Source organism: Mucilaginibacter sp. P4_E8 (assembly GCF_056401495.1).
Window position 1 is genome coordinate 14,148 of the sequence record NZ_JBFUJG010000012.1, and the last position, 18,147, is coordinate 32,294.

At 45.1% G+C, this 18,147-nt stretch carries 8 protein-coding genes; 1 reads left to right on the forward strand and 7 read right to left on the reverse strand.

Annotated elements, in window-relative coordinates; translation table 11 throughout:
* Positions 1-33: 33 nt before the first annotated feature.
* The 5 genes from AC1DRQ_RS07535 to AC1DRQ_RS07555 form a co-directional block, all read right to left on the reverse strand.
* Positions 34-801, reverse strand: a complete 768-nt coding sequence (locus tag AC1DRQ_RS07535; RefSeq protein WP_477423324.1) for a LytR/AlgR family response regulator transcription factor — start codon at positions 799-801, stop codon at positions 34-36.
* Complete coding sequence (locus AC1DRQ_RS07540; protein ID WP_477423326.1) at positions 785-1,948, reverse strand: sensor histidine kinase; 1,164 nt, start codon at positions 1,946-1,948, stop codon at positions 785-787. The genes AC1DRQ_RS07535 and AC1DRQ_RS07540 overlap by 17 nt, the downstream gene beginning before the upstream one ends.
* A gap of 47 nt (positions 1,949-1,995) precedes the next feature.
* A complete protein-coding gene (locus AC1DRQ_RS07545) occupies positions 1,996-2,367 on the reverse strand; it encodes a TSUP family transporter (protein WP_429393706.1) in 372 nt (123 codons plus the stop codon).
* Between the two features lie 7 nt (positions 2,368-2,374).
* A complete protein-coding gene (locus AC1DRQ_RS07550) occupies positions 2,375-3,625 on the reverse strand; it encodes a rhodanese-like domain-containing protein (RefSeq protein ID WP_477423329.1) in 1,251 nt (416 codons plus the stop codon).
* A 430-nt stretch (positions 3,626-4,055) separates the two neighbouring features.
* Positions 4,056-7,475, reverse strand: a complete 3,420-nt coding sequence (locus AC1DRQ_RS07555) for an FtsX-like permease family protein (protein ID WP_477423331.1) — start codon at positions 7,473-7,475, stop codon at positions 4,056-4,058.
* A gap of 846 nt (positions 7,476-8,321) precedes the next feature.
* Here AC1DRQ_RS07555 and AC1DRQ_RS07560 point away from each other — a divergent pair.
* The gene (locus tag AC1DRQ_RS07560) at positions 8,322-11,885 is read left to right on the forward strand and encodes an ABC transporter permease (RefSeq protein ID WP_477423333.1); all 3,564 of its coding nucleotides are present in this window, start codon (positions 8,322-8,324) and stop codon (positions 11,883-11,885) included.
* Positions 11,886-12,440: 555 nt separating this feature from the next.
* Here AC1DRQ_RS07560 and AC1DRQ_RS07565 read toward each other — a convergent pair.
* Together AC1DRQ_RS07565 and AC1DRQ_RS07570 are read right to left on the reverse strand one after the other, a co-directional pair.
* A complete protein-coding gene (locus AC1DRQ_RS07565; protein ID WP_477423335.1) occupies positions 12,441-13,994 on the reverse strand; it encodes an alpha/beta hydrolase-fold protein in 1,554 nt (517 codons plus the stop codon).
* A gap of 87 nt (positions 13,995-14,081) precedes the next feature.
* Complete coding sequence (locus AC1DRQ_RS07570; RefSeq protein WP_477423337.1) at positions 14,082-17,717, reverse strand: ABC transporter permease; 3,636 nt, start codon at positions 17,715-17,717, stop codon at positions 14,082-14,084.
* Positions 17,718-18,147: the final 430 nt, after the last annotated feature.

The following is an 18,147-nucleotide window of genomic DNA, read 5'->3' on the forward strand; positions in this document are numbered from 1 at the left end:
TTTTCTAAGATGGGCCTAGTAGTACACCGTAATTTAAACCCCAAACGCCTCCCTAACGATTCCGAAATACGAGGGTCCGGTAATAATGCGCGTAAAATCCTGATTGCTTAAAACCAGGGAGTACCGGCTATTGGAGTATTTATGTATTTCAACTACTTTTTGCTTGTTGACGATGTAGGATTTCTGCACGCGGATGAAATCGGCAGACAGCTTTTCTTCCAGCACAGCCAGCATGTGATCGCAAAAGAGCTTTTGCCCGTTCTGTGTATGCACATAGGTGTATTTATCATAGGCTTCGAAATAAACGATATCCGACAGTTGTACCAGGGTGAATTTTGTGCCTTTTTTTACCGAAAGCGTTTTGATCTCTTTTCGCGGACTGAACCCATTAAGCATTGACTCGATATTATTCCAAACCGGGTTGGCATCGTTACCGCCTGCAAAATGCTGTAATTTATTAATTGAACGTGCTATCCGGTCTTCTTTTAAAGGCTTCAGCAGGTAATCTACCGAGAGCGCGTCAAATGCTTTGATGGCATATTCATCATAAGCGGTAGTGAAAATAACAAAAGGCTTGTAGTTTAATTCCTTTAGCACATCAAAGCCGAGCATATCGGTTAATTGAATGTCAAGGAAGATGACATCAGGTCTCAGCTCATTGATCAGTTCAATCGCGGCGCTTCCGTTACTGGCTTCGCCCGCAATATGGATCGTTTGCCTGTGTTCGCCCAAAAGCTCGGCAAGCAGCCGCCTTGCCGGCGGTTCATCGTCTACAATAACGGCTTTAAACGGGTTGCGCATTTTTTACAGTGTCAGTAATAGCAATGGTAACTTGTTTTACCGGCTCGTTCTCAAAATAGATGGTATGTTTATCAGGATAAAACAGGTTCAGCTTATCCATCACGCTTTTTAAACCGTAACCAATTTGTATATCGTCCGGAAATGGTTCGCCATTGTCAAATATTCTAAGGTCAATATGATTCGCTTCATACGCAATGGTTATTTTGATGATCCCTTTTTTATTGGGTTCTCTCAATCCATGTTTCACCGCATTCTCAACCAGCGGCTGCAAGATAAACTTAGGAACTTTTACCTGCTTTACAGCGTCATCCATTTCAATCGATATTTCCAGTTTATCTTCAAACCGTATCTTTTCTATCATCAGGTAATTTTCAACCATTTCAACTTCATCCTCCAAAGCGATCATGGTTTCGTTCTTTTTGTTCAGGCTGTACCGAAACAAGTCAGCAAGGGCAATCGTCATTTGCCTGGCTTTTGCGCCTTGGTGCAAAGATAATTCGGCAATAGAATTAAGCGTATTATATAAAAAATGCGGGTTCACTTTGGCTTGCAACGCGTCCAGCTCGGCTTTCGTTTTTAGCTCGTTCAATTTTGATATTTCCAGTTCCCTTTCAAAACGAAGTCGTTTTTCGGCGAGATTGGCGTAGGTAATATTGAGGTATAGTGCCGAAACGATCCCGCTAAACAGCAGCGACATCAGGAATGTATAAGTAATGGTATTGATGCGGTGACTGGGGGCTATAAGCAAAGCCATCCAGATATTGGTAGAGGTGAGGAAAAAAAATATACAGGCCACGACAATCAAATGCTGCTTAAAGAGCGGCATGCCCCGGTTTTCAAGCCATCGTTGTATATAGGATATGACCAATACGGGCAGGAAAACGAAAAAAGCCGACCGCAATAAATGAAAGAAGGAAACAAGACAAAATTGCTCAAACGTATCGAACCCGTTATAACACGGGTAAAACGACATGATGGCCATGTAAAAACACAGGAATATGAGGCACAACGCCAGTCTGCGCCGGTTAAAGCTACTGATATTAAACCCGCTGAACAGGATTTCAGACCGGTAATACAGATAGATCCCAATGCTCGAGAAGAAGAAAATATTGCTCAGCACTACGGCTGTTCCAAAAGGGATATGCATAATTTCAATTTACATAATTGTGCCGCTTTTTATTATATCATGGGCATTTATTTGGTAAAGATCATTTTAGCGGCGATAACTACCAACAATACCGCAAACATTTTCTTTAATAACGGGACTGGGAGGTTTAACGCCAGCTTTGAACCCAGATAACCACCCAACATAAATACGATAGCGATAACCAAAGCATATTTGATGTTTACATAACCCGCCTTGTAATAATTAAAGGCGGCGAAAAAACCGATCGGCGGCAGCATGATTGCAATAGTTGTTCCCTGCGCCATACGCTGATCCATGGACAGGAACAACACCAGCGCCGGTATCAGGATAATGCCCCCGCCAAGCCCGACCATGCCGCCAAGGAAACCCGCTGCCAGGCCTATCAATATAAGAATTAAAAACGTTGACCCGCTCATCATGATATAATTAGTAAAGGTTTTGATGATCGGTTAAAATGGTCTTTGCGTCGCGGCAGCTTTCAACATTGCCTGACGCCCATACTACCGAATACAGGCCATTGTACAGCAGGTATACATGAGTATAGCCTTCCGATGTGAGTTTTTTACAAAGTGAGCTCACATCTACCCCGGTCATGCCCCGCATTTTCATACTTGCGGTAAAGGCTCCGTAAATCAGAACAGGGGTCGATTTGGGTTTATCTCTGAGGTAGGTTTCCAGGCCCTCTTCAGAAAAATTAACAGCATTTTTGATGTGCCCTAAATTTGAATAATTATTGGATGACATATTTTTAAACTCCATCGCCGGCCGGATGTCCGCTACTATTAAGCCGGGAGTTTTATTCACCAGATCCACGGTCTCCCTGACGCCGATTATTTTATAGGCAGGGGCGCCAATAATTAATTCCTTTCGCAAATCTGATGTCGATACCGTGTTAGTCAAAAAGGAATTATATCCTTCGAAAAGTACTGATACGTTCCGGAACCCTGCTTTAATTAATTTCGAGGCGGCTTTCATCGCATCATCGGTATGCAGTTCGTATACTAAAACAGGGCGTTCTTTATATTTCTCAAGTTTTGGTATTTCCTGGTCAAAATTACTTAGAGGCACATTAATAGCGCCTTTTAACCGGCCTACATTGGCATAGTCCATGCTATCTGTGCCGTTAAATGCCGCAACAGGTCTGACATCGATCACGACGTTATTTTTATCTTTGACAAATGCGAAAGCATCTTTCGGCCCCATTAATTTATAAGGCATCGCGGTGGTGAATAATGATGTTTTACAAGGGAAATCAGCATCCGCCGCCCTGTCAACCTCGGTCATTCCACCGTTTAAACTGTAAACTTTGGTGAATCCGTTATCAGCCAGCGCTTTACTCACTACGCGGCTACGCTGACTATGCGAACAATAAACCAGTATTGTTTTATCCTTATAAGTCTCCAGGTCCTTAGCATGATTGTCAATGGAGTCAATGGAGATATTGATGGCCCCTTTGAACCTTCCTATATTGGAACTAATATACTTGCTGGTATCAGCATATTCACCCGGCGACCGTACGTCCAGCAAAACGATATCCGGATTTTTAGCGATCAGGTCGCAAGCTTCCTTAAAGTAAATTGCTTTGTAATTACTATTGTCAAAACGCTGGTTTATTTGTGCATTTGCCGTGAGGCAAGCGATGCAACAAATTGAAAAGGCAAGGATTTTAAATTTCATAGGATTAGCATTCATATTTTATTGCTTAAAGATATTAAGCGCGCAACAGCCCGCCTAATAAAATGGAGTGAAAGCGGGGATACCCGGAGTGAAGTAAGATTAATGAAGCCCAGAAGGGAAATTCTTTGAACACTTAATGGAGTTTTTAGAGGCAGTTGAGCCGATTTTGAAAGATGAAAACAAGATTGCAGTACGTGAAATTTTTAAATGTAGATTATCGATGTTTTGTGGTTCGATCCTAGTCTGAGGAACAATGGCCTTGTGAACCCTACGGGATTCGAACAATCATAAATGCCGGATATGGTTCTTTGCTTTTCTTACTGAATAAGAAGTCCGCGTTACAACATGGTAAATCTTTATCATGTTGGTCATGACTTTAATAAAAGGCTTGCTTCAGGAGGTAAATAAAAAAGTCGGCATACATAGCTTGTTATTCTGTCTTCAAACTTTTTATCGGGTTTGCCAATGCGGCTTTTATGGACTGGACGCTTACCGTTATTAATGTGATTAGTATAGCGCCAATAGCTGTAACGATAAATATCCACCAGGCGACATCGGTGTGATACTGATAATTACGCAGCCAGTTGTGCATGAAATAATAAGCTACAGGCGAGGCTATAATTATTGAAATAAACACCAGTATGGCAAAATCTTTCGATAACAATTGCCACAGGGCGAACACTGAAGCGCCAAGCACCTTACGTATACCTATTTCCTTAACACGCTGTTCGGCCATGAATGATGCCATGCCAAAAAGCCCGAGACAACTGATGAATATAGCCAGGCCGGCGAAGACAGTAGCCAGCTTACCTATGCGTTCTTCATTACCGAATTCTTTGGCGTATTCCTGGTCAACGAAGTGATACTCAAATGGCTGTTGGGGATTCTCGGTTTTTAACACCGAAGCGATGTTGCTAATAGCTTTAACTGCACTCATTTTCGGGTTTATCTTTAGCAGTAAACAGCCTCCTGGCCATTTCGTCAAAAAATAAACCATAGGTTGCACCTGTTCATAAGGTGAACGGTTAATGATGTCTTTAGTCACCCCTATGATCCTAAACTTTTGACTATAAAAGGTTATGTAATTTTCTGTCGGTTTTTTCATAGTCATAAAGTCAGCTGCTGCCTGGTTGATGACCACCGCTGCTGAATCAGAAAGGAATGAACGTGAGAAGTCGCGGCCTGCGCTGAATTCCCAACCAATGGTTTTACCATAATCGTATGAAATATCCTCCAGGCTGAAACCGACATCCAGGTTAGGGTCTTTTCCGGGCCATCCGACGCCGCCAGTAGTACCGGCAACTTTGTTAGGCGGAGCATCTGCTTCGGCCATTTCAGTTATCGTACCATTGCTCGCAAGGGCCTGTTTTATCGCATCAAAATGTTGGTGGAGTTCAAAAGTTCGTACGGGTATGGCAACCAATCTGTCCTGGCTGTAGCCTACAGGGCGGTCTTTGGCAAAAATTATCTGCCGGATAACCACAATGGTACCGATAATAAGCACAATAGAAATTGTAAACTGAAGCACCACCAGTACTTTACGCGGGGCCGAAGCCAGCCGCCCGACCCGGAACGCCCCTTTTAATACCTTCACAGGCTTAAATGACGACAGGTAGAGGGCCGGATAGCTGCCGGTGATAATAGCAGTGATAAAACTGAGGCCAATTCCCGCGAGCCAAAACGCCGGACTGTTCCAGGGAATGACTATTTGTTTACCAGCCAGCTGATCGAAGGCTGAAAGGCTTAACTCCACCAATAGTATCGAGAACAAAAAAGCCATCAATACACAAAGTAATGATTCACCGTAAAACTGTTTTATTAATTGGCCGCGGGATGAACCAATTGCCTTGCGGATACCTACTTCGCGCGCGCGTTTCTCTGATCTGGCTGTACTTAAGTTCATGAAGTTGATACAGGCCAGCAGCAGTACAAACACACCTACAATACCAAAAAGCCACACATATTGTATTTCGCCACCAATGTTTTTTCCGTCCTTAAACTCGCTGTACAAATGCCATTTACTCATTGGCTGCAGAAACAGCGCCTGTTTTGCTGAAGCTGCAACTGGTTTTAAATGCCGGAGCATTTCATCTCTGATCTTTAAAGATACTTTGTCAAGGTCGGCATTGTGAGCCAGTTGAACATATAAGTTAACAATGCCTGGGCCCCATGGCTCCCTCATTTCGCTCAAGCCTGCCTCAAAGTGGCCCCATGAACCAATAAAAGCCGTGCCGCCAAGCGTGGTATTTTCGGGCAGATCTGCATAAACGCCAGCTATTTTTAGATTATCTAAACCGTTCCACCTCAAATTTAACTTCAAAACTTTACCCATGGGGTCCTCATTGCCGAAAAATGCCTTCGCTGTAGCCGCCGATATTAATATCGACGATGGGTCCTTTATAGCATCGCCTCTGCCTTCGAGCATATTTAGTGTAAACAGGGCTGGCCCGCCGGCTTCCATGAAGGCACCTTGCTCAGTCAGTTTTTTGTCGCCTAAAGCCAATATATAATCTTTCGGAAGTGTCGACATTGCTACAGACTTAAAATCGCTGCCATAGTTTTTGCGTAGCTCGGCTGCCAAAGGATACGGTACATGGAACGAGGTTTTCACTTCGCCATTATTGGTCACATTTTGTATTACCTGGGCTATACGGTGATAATTACCGTGGTACTTATTAAATGATACTTCATCCAAAATCCACAAACTGATTAGCATTACCACTGCCATACCCACTGCAAGGCCACCTATATTAATAAGCGATAATACTTTATTATTAATAAGGTTGCGCCAGGCAATTTTGAAATAATTTTTAAACATATAATTGCGATTTAATTTTACAGGAGCCCAACCTGGCGGGCTTCCTGAACGCAATATTACCGACGGGATGTGTGATGGGGTGGCCAACTTATCATTTGGCAACTCTTTTTTCAGGCCGTTCTTGTATTCCATTGGCGTTTTTCCGGTCATTTCTTTAAAAACGCGGTTGAAAGTTCTTTGGGAATTAAATCCCGATTCATAGGCGATCCCCAGCAGTGTGAGCCGGTCGTGGGCCGGGTCCTGCATCTTCCGGGCAGTTTCACGAACCCTGAACTCATTAATAAAGTCGCTGAAGTTCTTTTCCATCCCCACATTAATAATCCGCGATAAATCGTGCGGATGGATATTCAGCTTTACTGCCAGGGAGGTCAATGTCAATTCGGCATCCTCGTAAAGACGGTTTGCAGCTACGGCTTCCTTTAGCCTTCGGCTTTTTTCCTTTGCATCATATCTATCTGTTATCGGCGTTGCCAGTTGTGTGCTGCTATCCAATTTTAGCATCACTTCGGCGGCTACGCCAATAAGCACAAAAGCAATGGTAAAACTCAAGACATCATTAAACAGCCATAATATGCAAAGCAAGCCGAGCAGGTGCAAGGCCTTATCTAACCGGCGGAAAGCAAAGCGCGGCCTATCCATTAGCACCGGCTGCAAGCGGTTATAAAAATGCTGTATCAGCCGGTGCGACAGATATAAATAAATGACAACCGAAATTAGCACCAGCCAGCCCGGAATCCAATACGCAACCAGCAAAGGGCAAAAATGTAGAATATCCTTTCGGCCAAGTTGCAGGTTTGGTGCCGTCATCCGCCGCACATAAAAATACAACAGCGGCCCCAGCGCCGGTAAAAAAATCGACGAAAGCCCACCAGTCTTCAGTACAATTACAGCTAAAGCGGCACTTAAAAACAGGTTGGCTGCTTGGCCTTCTCTTTTTGCGAATGCTACAAGCACCGCAAGTGTAAACCCCGAAAACAGGGTTGCCATGGCGGCCAGTTGGTACAGGTTAATATGAAATATATCAGGATTCAAGTTATTCAAATAGCCCAAAGGCTGTTTCAAATTTACAACATATTGGCATATAGAAAATTATACGGCGATTGAAATATTTGCTGTAACAAAAGCGAACATTGGGCGTTCGGTTCGGGGTGGGTGATAAAGATTTAGAGTCTGAAGTTTAAAGAATATTCAAAACAAACCTCCAAAAGGGATTAGAATACCATTAAATCAGTTTAAATTACTGATTATTAGATAATTGTATTATTCGGCAAAAGTACGATCGAGAAAACACCTTAGCTTAAAAACAAGTAAACCTCTAACAATCAAATTGTTAGATGTTTAAACTTATTGTAGTAGCCCAAAGGGAAATTCTTAGAACACTTAATGGAGTTTTATACGTTTTTTAAGGATTAGACTGACGTAATGTTATTAGGTTACAATCACGGTAACAATAGCCTCTTTTCACAAATCTATATAGACAAAGCGCGCTTAGAGGAAAATTTGTGGGGCTTTATTAAAGATATCGAACAGGCGATTTCTTTTTTCTATTTTATCAAGTGATTTTTGATAAGGTATCACTAATAGGGAGGATAGGGACGTTGTTTTGGCATGTAATGATAAACCCAAAACCGTTCACTCTTTCAGGTAAGGTTAGGGTTCAATATTTATTAAATGATATTAACAGTGATCTTGTTAAAGAATTTAAAGATGATAGCGTTAATTCCAATGGTATCTGGAGTATTAGCTGAGTCAATAGCTAAGCGGAACCGAACATCTCCCCGTTCGCTTATATTACACTATTCGCTCTGAAGTGTTCGTAAATGTCCTAATCCTTAGTGTGTTATATATTTGGAACGACGATTGATGCGATTAAACTACTTGAATTTAGATACACTCCATATTACGCTGTATGACTTGCTGCTCTGCGGAATGCTATTCGTTGGTTTGGCTTTTGCCGCCTTATTAGCGTTGTTCAAAAACAACCGCCTCTCCGCTAACCGATTGCTTGCGCTTGCGTTGCTCACCATGATCTGGTGGATCTTCCGCTTGTTAATCATTGATATCCGGCTGCCGGTGTATCTTCCCGTTTACAGCACGGTTCCTGCGCTGCTTCTGGCAGGGCCGCTCATTTATTTTTATGTTCGAAAAACGATCAGTCAGGAATACCGGTTCAGGCGGAAAGACCTGCTGCACTTTAGCCCGCTTTTAATCGGAGGGTTGGCCGGCTGCATCCCGGCCTTACAGCAATGCAGCCTGCTAATAGTTTTGCTGGTAGGGGGGGCAGCCATCAGCTATTTGTACCGGTCATATGAGCTCTTACAAAATTACTCCCGGCGGCTGCCGCCGGTAATGATGGACAGGTCCCGCCTGGAATACCGCTGGCTGCGGCGTTTACTAGACGCCATTGCACTGTGGTGGTGCTTGTGGCTGGCTTGCACAGTTGCCGGTTATTTTGACCTGTCCGTTGATGTGTCTTTATATCTGCTTTCAGCGATTATGATCATAGCGATCGCCGTTGCAGTGCATTTACGGCCGGAAGTCCGGGTGGCCGGGCGGCTGGCTTTAAGACCGTTGCCTGGAACGGAATTGAGGCAAAAAGCGAGCTGGCTGAAGCAGGTGATGAAAAACGGCCGCTATTACCAGGACCCGGAACTTACTTTAACATCCCTGGCTGAAAAGCTTGACCTCAGCGCGCATGAGCTGTCCCGCATCATTAATACCGGGCTAAAAAAGAGTTTTCCCGATTTTATCAATGCCTACCGGGTGGCAGCAGTGATCCGGAAAATGCAAGATCCAACGTATGATCGGTTGAACCTTGCCGGCATTGGCTATGATTCCGGTTTCAATTCTAAAAGTACCTTTTACCGCATTTTCAAAGACATGACCGGTAAAAGCCCGGCCGACTACAAAGGCGGCCGGGAAAATGAACTCCCAATTTATAAATTGAGACCCGCAGCTTTGTCCGGAGCGTTAATTTTACGTCAGGAAGCCATTCCGCAATGGTCTTCTGACAAATTAAATCGCACTTGTATGTTCAAAAATTACCTCAAAGTCTCGCTGCGCTTTTTATTAAAAAACCGCTTTTTCAGCCTGCTTAATATTACCGGCCTGGCGGCAGGTACGTTATGCTGTATGTATATTCTGCTGTATGTGCAAGATCAATATAGTTATGACAAACACCATAAGGATGCCAACGCTATTTACCGGGTGACCACTTCGATCGCGCATACCGGCGATGTCAGCAACATGGCCACCGCTTCGCCTCCGATCGCGCCGGCTATAAAAAGTGATTTCCCGGAGGTGTTACAATATACCCGCGTCATACCTACGCTGGGCATCAGCGAACACCTGGTCAGCTATAAAGACAAAGCGTTTTATGAAGAGGGTGCGATTATGGTCGATTCCACCTTTTTCAACGTTTTTACCTATCATTTTACCAATGGGTCACCGGTAAATGCCTTCACAGATGTCAACAGTATCGTTTTGTTAAAACCGGTGGCGGACAAGCTTTTCGGAAGCGCTGACCCGGTGGGTAAGGTCATTACGATCGACGACCAGGATGGTAAGAACATTTTTAAAGTAACCGGTGTGGTGGATCAAAGTGCCGGGAAATCACAAATTGCGGCCAACCTTTTTATACGCCTGAATAAAAATGGTTACGGCGGCGGCATCCTGACGAACAATTCCTGGGCGGGAAATAACTTTACAGAGTCGTATGTGAAATTTCGAGCGGACGCTAACGTTACTGCTTTTGAAAAAAAGCTGCCTGCCTTCCTCAACAAATATGGAGCGGACCAGTTGAAAAGTTCCGGAATGAGTAAATCCCTGCACCTGCAGCCGCTGGCCTCCATTCATACGACATCAGGTTATGATGCCGAAAGTGGGAAGATCGTGAGTGCGTCTTTTTTGTATGTACTGATCCTGATAGCCGTGTTGATCCAGCTCATTGCCTGTATCAACTTTATGAACCTGTCCACGGCCAAGGCCTCCGGGCGGGCAAAAGAAGTGGGCGTCAGAAAAGTGATCGGCGCCGGAAAATATGACCTGATCACGCAGTTTTTAGGCGAATCTTTTTTATTGTCGTTTATCGGCGTAATTATCGCTTTGCCGCTGTTGTGGCTGGCGTTGCCTTATCTGAACCAGATCACCCGGGCGAACATTCAATTGTTGTTTTTTAGCGATCCGCGCTTATGGCTGATGCTGGGCGGGTTGATAGTGGTCACCGGCTTGGCCGCCGGCAGTTACCCGGCATTTTATATGTCGGCCTTCAAAGCCATTAAGGTGATAAAAGGGAATTTTACCAGCCAGTTTTCCACGCAGGTCCTGAGGCGCTCGCTGGTGGTCTTCCAGTTCGTCATCTCGATCATCCTGATTACCGGCGTGGTCATCATTTACAGCCAGTTAAATTATATCAAAAACCGCGACCTGGGTTTTGACAAAGACCAGCAGATCATTCTCACGTTTCACACTAACGATACCAAAAGCAAAATGAACGCCCTGGCAGCCGGCCTGCAGCAATTGGCCGGCGTGAGATCGATCTCACGGGTCAGCAATACTTTTGGCGCGGAACATTATTTTGACTGGGGTGTGTATTTATCCGGAATGAACCCGGCTGACGCTGTCGACCAGCAAAACCTATATACCGATGAGCATTTTGTCAAAACGATGGGGCTCAAGCTGACTGCAGGCCGCGACCTGATGGTGGGTGATTCGGGAAAAGTGCTGATCAACGAGACGCTGGCCAAACGATTGAGCCTTGACCCCGACAAGACCATTGGAACCACGCTGTTCTCAGACGGCGACCGCAAATTCCAAATAGCCGGCGTGGTAAAGGACTTTAATTACAAATCTTTGCATGATAATATTGCCCCGTTCATGATCATGTATGCGCCGAAAGCTGCTGAGGTTGATAAACTGATCGTGAATACGAATACCAGGGATTATGCTAAATGCTTAGCGGACGTCGGGCGGGTGTGGCATGAAAATTTGCCGCAGACGCCCTTTGTCTATACCTTCATGAATGACCGGATGCAAAGCGCTTATGAAAGCGATACCGTGTTGTCGCAGATCATCAATTCGTTCACGCTGATCGCTATTTTAATTTCCTGCCTGGGCTTATTCGGCTTAACGGCCTTCAGCGCGGAACAGCGCAATAAGGAGATCGGCATCCGCAAGGTCCTGGGTGCAAGTGTTACCGGTATCGTGCGGCTATTGTCCAAAGATTTTCTGAGGCTGGTGGTCATTGCCTTCGTGATCGCCGCACCGCTTGCCGGGTGGGCTATGAGTCGGTGGTTGCAGGGCTTTGTTTACCGGATCGGTATCAGCTGGTGGATGTTTGCCCTGGCTGCAGCGGCTGCCCTGGTTATTGCCTTACTTACCGTGAGCGTGCAGGCCGTTAAAGCGGCACTGGCCAACCCGGTTAAAAGTCTGCGTTCCGAATGAGCCGTCAATGCGATCAAAACACTTGCGCTATAGGGGATCATTATCACCTATTATTCTTAAAATGAATACCAAACGACTGTGATGTTTGCATAAAATTTAATTTTTAAGTTTTAAATGTTTCATACTTCACCCCGGGTTTAGGTAACACAAACTCAATAAAAATCGCCTTAAAAAACAACTTTTAACGATGTAATAAACTGTATTTAAATTTATTAATGCGGTTTGCGTTGCCTAAGTTAAAAACAAAAAGCAGGTAGCAGGATAGTTAACGAGAACTTTGGTTTTACAAAGGGTTGATAAGGGGATAATTAATGAAAAAACCACTTAAATCGCTGATTTAAGTGGTTTTCGACTTCGCACGGAGTGCGGTTAGTGCGCCTGGTAGGAACCAATTTATTGGAGACTTAAAAAAAATGCCGGAGATTGACTGAGCTCCAAAAGGAGACTTATTGAGATGATGCTCACTGCTACGCTGCGATCTATGTGGGCAGACGCTAAAAAAACAAGGATTGCAAAGTCAACTGTTGATATGTCATCTCCTGCGACTGCCTATGCTTACCTTTTGTTATATTGTAGGTTAACCGGAATGAGTATCGTGTTTTGGGTGTCCATGATGCTTGGCGTCAAATATTGTTGCCAGTCTAATTTATACTCCTCTTCTTGATGAAGGTATTCTATCCGGAACGGGTAAAATCCTTTTGATAAGGGTACTATGTATGTCTTGTAATCGCCACCGCAGGTAATGACCAACTTATTACCAATATATAGCTTGCCTTTATCACTACCTACTCCAAAAATGTAATATCCTTCTTCCTTCGTTTCGAGTAAGCCGTCGATCACCAGCGCGTAATGATTCTTCCGCGGTAGCTTATCAGGATCAAAATTATTGTCGGTCATTCCGGTTTTTACAGGTTTCAGTTTGGTAAGATCTGGCCATTTATCCCAGGTTCCTTCGTAATAAGCGTAGTTAAATCCACCATGCTGCCAATGCTTAGCGTTCGAGAGCGGCTTCGGAATTTCCTCGTCAGTAAAAAGACCCGTCGTAATTCTATCGTACCTGCTTCGGTTAGTCAGGGCCTTATAGGTGACCGTAGCCGGGCCGTTAATTGTGGTCGCCTGCTGAATTTTTGGAGCGTTGGGTGTTGGGACCGTTCCGTCAACCGTGTAGTGTATACGGGTTGTATCCTCATAATAGGAAAGCTTAAAAGATTTATCTTTTATTACAATGCCGTTCATTGGAGAAAAAAGCATGTTCTTGATATACCCCTCATAGATAAACTTCAGGCCGTCATAGGTGCCTTTGAATTTTACGGAGCCGTGTGTTTCGCCTGAATAAACATCAAGCTTCCATTTCAGACTTGCAGGCGCGTTATTTTTTAGGATAGTTTCCAGCGTATCTGTTTTCATACTGCCCAGCGTACTTTCCCGGCCTGCGATAAAGAACGTTGTATTTTGAAATGGCAGGGTTGGCAGTTTAGCTGCAGCCATTTTTAATACATAACTATTATCCCACCAGGCACTCGGGTCGATCGCGATAAAAGATTTGAAGAGCGTTGGCTCAGTGAGCAGTGCGTAAAGTACAAACATACCACTCAAAGAATGCCCCCAAAGGGTGTTGTCTCCGTTGGAGGGATACTGCTTATTAATATATGGGATCAATTCATTCCTGAAAAACGCGCGGAACTTGTCGGCTCCGCCCGAATTTTTCCAGGTGTCCAAATGCGTAGGTGCGAGATCGGCGTTCCGGTCGGGTTCAACGATGCTGACAATAATGGTTGGCGGCATGAAGCCCTGATCCTCGACAAAATGCTGCACCTGTGCGATCGTTCCTGTGTTCCAATCACTTCCATCCAATACATACATTACATCATATTTTTCAGCACTTCCGGGCTTATAGCCGGGCGGCAGGATCACCTTAAACCGACGCTCCTGGTCGAGTATGGACGAATGGAGAGAGTCTGGCAGACCGTGATCGCGGATATTGACGTCTGTACCCTGTGCCGTAGCAGGATCATTCAAACTGCCAATCGTTATGAACGACATTAAAAAAAACAGGACCAATGTTATCTTATTCTTAATAAGATAAAGTCTTGAATGATTTTTGAACATTATTTGTTTTTATTAGCTGTTTTTTACTTTTATAAATCTCAGATGGTATTTCTTATTTTACCTTACAATTTATTATTAGGCTTAAAACTATTCTGCTCTCAGGCTCTTTACAGGGTTGCTCGTTGCCGCCCTTATCGTCAGGAAGCTCACGGTCGCCAGTGCTATCAGCAGCGCAGCTATCCCTGCCAGCACGAACACCCACCAACTGAAAGGAACCCGGTACGCGTACCCTTGTATCCATCGATGAAGCGCCAGCCAGGCCAGCGGCCAGGCAATCAAATTCCCGATCATCACCAGCCCGATAAAATGTTTGGACAGCAGGAAGACGACATCTTTTACAGAGGCCCCCATGACCTTACGGATGCCGATCTCCTTGGCCCGCTTCTCCGTGGAAAAAGAGGCCAACCCGTAAAGCCCTAAACAGGAGATGAAGATCGCCAGGCCGGTCATGATCGCCACCATCCGGGAGACCTGGGTATCTGTTCTGTATATTTCCTTAAAATGGTCGTCCAGGAACTGGTATTCAAAAGGATACTCCGGCAGAACTTTTTTCCAGGTAGACTCGATAAACGCGATGGCCTGGCTGGCCTGCTGACCGTTTATTTTCACCGACATTGTACTGAATCCTCCGCCTACCGGTTGGTTTAGATCGCCCAGGAACATGGGTTCGATCTTATGATGGAGGGAATTGAAATTGAAGTCTCTGGAAATACCTACAATGCTTGACAAAGTATCACCCCCGAAATGTTTTCCGATCAGCGATGACAACGGCATTCCTGGCTGATCTTTGAGCAGTTCCCTGCCCAGGGTCTCGTTGATGATGAATTCTTTCGCGAGCGCGGACTTTTCGCTGGAGAAGTTCCTGCCCGCTACCAGGTGTATCTTATAAAGGCTCAGATAATCGTGATCTACGAACAGCCCGGGGGTGATCACTACCCGCATCGGGCCGTTGCCCGGCCAGAATCCGAAGCCAAGCTGTCCCACGTCGCTTCCCAACTGGTCCTGCGCCCCGGTTACACCTACCACGAGCAAACCGGCTGACAATTCTTCCTTCAGCAAAGCATATTTACCGGAGGTGATTCCATGCAGTCGTATGGTGACAACCTGGTCGCGGTCAAAGCCCGGATCCCGCTTTTCCATATAATTTAACTGACGAAACACGAGAATGGTAGCTACAGTCAGAAAGATGGCGCTGGCAAACTGTCCTACAACCAAGGCATTCCTAAAAGTGCTTTTTTTTCTGCCTAACTCACCTACACCATTTAACACCTTTACCGGCTGAAAGGAGGATAGGTAAATGGCCGGATACAAACCCGATAACACGCCAAGCAGGATCGTTCCGAGGAATAAAGCCACCAGCAGTCCGGGGTGCACAAAGAAAATTGCGCTCAGATCGCGCCCGCTTAGTTTATTGATATACGGCAACGTCAGGCTCACCAGCACCAGTGCAATGACCAATGCGAACAAGGATAACAGGACTGCCTCGCCAAGGAACTGGAGGCCCAATTGTGAGCGTAAGGCGCCGATCGTTTTACGGATGCCCACCTCTTTGCTCCGTTCCGCCGACTGGGCAGTGGACAGGTTCATGAAATTAATGCAGGCGATGAGCAAAACGAGCAGCCCGATGCCCATAAAAATATTGGTATAACGCTCATCGAATTTCTGGAAATTGATATCGTCATAGATGATATCGACGGCACCTGCATGAACGTCCCTTAACGGTAGCAGGAACATCCCGTAATGTATATCTTTGCCCGACAGATGATATTTTTTCAGGTAGGAAGGGAATTTTTTTTCCAGTGCAGCCACATCGGTATGAGGTGCGAGTTCAATGTAAGTGTTTACCCAATGATCACTCCATTTGTCCATCCACTTCGGTTTGTAGATGGTATTAAAAGATTGCAGGGCGTCGAATTGGAATTGGGAGTTGGCGGGCACATCTTTCAATATGCCCGTTACTGTATAAACAAGGGTATCCTCCCCAAAATGCTGAACCGTCCTGCCTATGGGATCCTCAGCGCCGAATAATTTCCGGGCCGCCGATTCCGTCAGCACAATACTATTTGGTTTTTGCAGGGCAGTTTTCCGGTCTCCTTTCAGCAGCGGAAAATCGAACATCCGAAGAAAGGAGGTATCCACAAAGAAGGCCTGCGGAAAAAACACTCTTTTCTTTCCATAGGTCATCTCGTATTGACTTTTACCATCCACGCGGCTGTAGTTCAGGATTTCAGGGAATTCTTCTTTCAGCGTCGGCCCCATCGGGAACATGGTTATGGCTGTCTTTTGAGAAGTTGCCGTGCTGGTAAATGTCTCCACATCATTAAGCCGGTAGATGTTACGGTGGTGCATGCTATCGAAACTCTTTTCGTAAAATACGAATAGCAGGATCACGATGCACGCAGCCATGCCGGTGGCAAGCCCGATGATATTGATCGCCGCATACACCTTGTTCCTGGTCAGGTGGCGCCAGGTGAGTTTTAAATAATTTTTGATCATGAAATTGCGGTTTAATTTCTCAGAAGACCATATTTGGATCACTTCATGAGATGAATTTACCGCCGCAAAATGGGGATAGCGCCTCAAGTTATAAAATGGGCGCTCTTTTTTCAGCTCTTGTTTATACTCCGCCGGGCCCTTCCCGGTCATTTGCCGGAAAGCGCGGTTAAAAGTGGATTTGGAATTGAATCCCGATTCAAATGCAATGCCCAGCAGGGTAATGTGATCATAAGCGGGGTCCTGCATTTTGCTGGCTACATCTGCAACGCGAAATTCATTGATAAAATCATTGAAGCTTTTTTTGAGTACCGTATTGATGATCCGGGACAGCTCATGGGTAGTCAGGTCAAGCTTTTCAGCCAGCGAGCTTAAGTTGAGTTCCGGATCCTGATAATACAGGCCGATTTTCATAGCCTTTTTCAGCCAGGCACCTTTTTGCTTCAACTCCATCGGTGGCATTGGTTTTTGAAGCGAAGGTGCTCCGACCGTTACGCCAACTTCCGGCCTTAAGTATGCCACAATTGCCACCCGGGTGAAGATTACCGCTAAAAGGAAATACAAAGGATAATAAGCGTGTATGCTTAATTGACTATGGTAATAAAAATAATCCACGGCAGCATAGGGTATCCACAATAGCCACAACAAGCCAAACCCCCTCAGTAAGCGATGCAGCCACCGCAGTTCGTATCGGTACCGATCTCCCCCGTTAAATTTCAGGCCCCGGTAAAAGCGTTCTATCAGCCTATGAGATGCGTACAGGTAGGTGCTGACCGAAATAAACGCCAGCAATTGCAATACCGGCTTTAGTTGCTGAAAGGTCAGCGTATGATAAGTGGCCGCACCCGTCCTGATGCTCTCCTTAATCTCCAATACCAAAACGCCCTGTTCGAGTAACAGCGGGCCGAAATGCAGGAGATCTTTCCAACGGAATTGGTATTTTGGCCGCGTTATTTTAAGCACATAAAAAAAGATCAGGGGGCCAAGTGCAAGCGTAAACCGCAGTGGCAGCCAGCTCCAATGTGAAAAATAGGCTTCAAGACCGATATCCTTACCCAGTACCCAAAGCAGCCACAGCGCCATCGTAATTAGGGCTAAACTCAAAAAGCGGTTTGCAGCCCGGTTGATCTTTTTGGTGAATCCCAGCTGCATCGCAAAAGAAAATCCGATAAATATCACTCCCAGGAACGCCAGGTCATAAGGGGTGATATGAAAGATATATGCATTCAAGTTTTTCTGTACTTCAATCCCCGTTCCAAACCGTTAACATGCTAATATAAAGTAAATTATATTTTATTTATATCCATTAATGTAACGATAGCGGACATGGGATCGTACGGTTTTGAATTGCTTTAAAAATTTCCTTTCATTAGGCTTTCCAAACGCACTAAATTGTTTCGGGCGTTCTTCAACAATGACCGGCGTACAAAAATCAAAAACTCAATATGCTCGGCCAAGGAACACCATAATGCACAGTTAGTAGACGGATATAGGAAAAACAGCTGCCAGGCAGTCAGAAAGCGCTGCGGCGATCTGAATGCAAAGCTGTTTCGCCGTGACTTGTATGAATGTTTGCGGATGACGGCCAAGCTAATTTAATGCAAAAGCCGATCAGCCCATGATCATAACACCTAAGGCGCGCGGTTGAGCTTTTAGGTCA

Bases quoted from the DNA above. Each gene is read 5' to 3' on its own strand.
- AC1DRQ_RS07535 (WP_477423324.1), bottom strand. From the start codon at position 801: ATGCGCAACCCGTTTAAAGCCGTTATTGTAGACGATGAACCGCCGGCA.
- AC1DRQ_RS07540 (WP_477423326.1), bottom strand. From the start codon at position 1,948: ATGCATATCCCTTTTGGAACAGCCGTAGTGCTGAGCAATATTTTCTTC.
- AC1DRQ_RS07545 (WP_429393706.1), bottom strand. From the start codon at position 2,367: ATGATGAGCGGGTCAACGTTTTTAATTCTTATATTGATAGGCCTGGCA.
- AC1DRQ_RS07550 (WP_477423329.1), bottom strand. From the start codon at position 3,625: ATGAAATTTAAAATCCTTGCCTTTTCAATTTGTTGCATCGCTTGCCTC.
- AC1DRQ_RS07565 (WP_477423335.1), bottom strand. From the start codon at position 13,994: ATGTTCAAAAATCATTCAAGACTTTATCTTATTAAGAATAAGATAACA.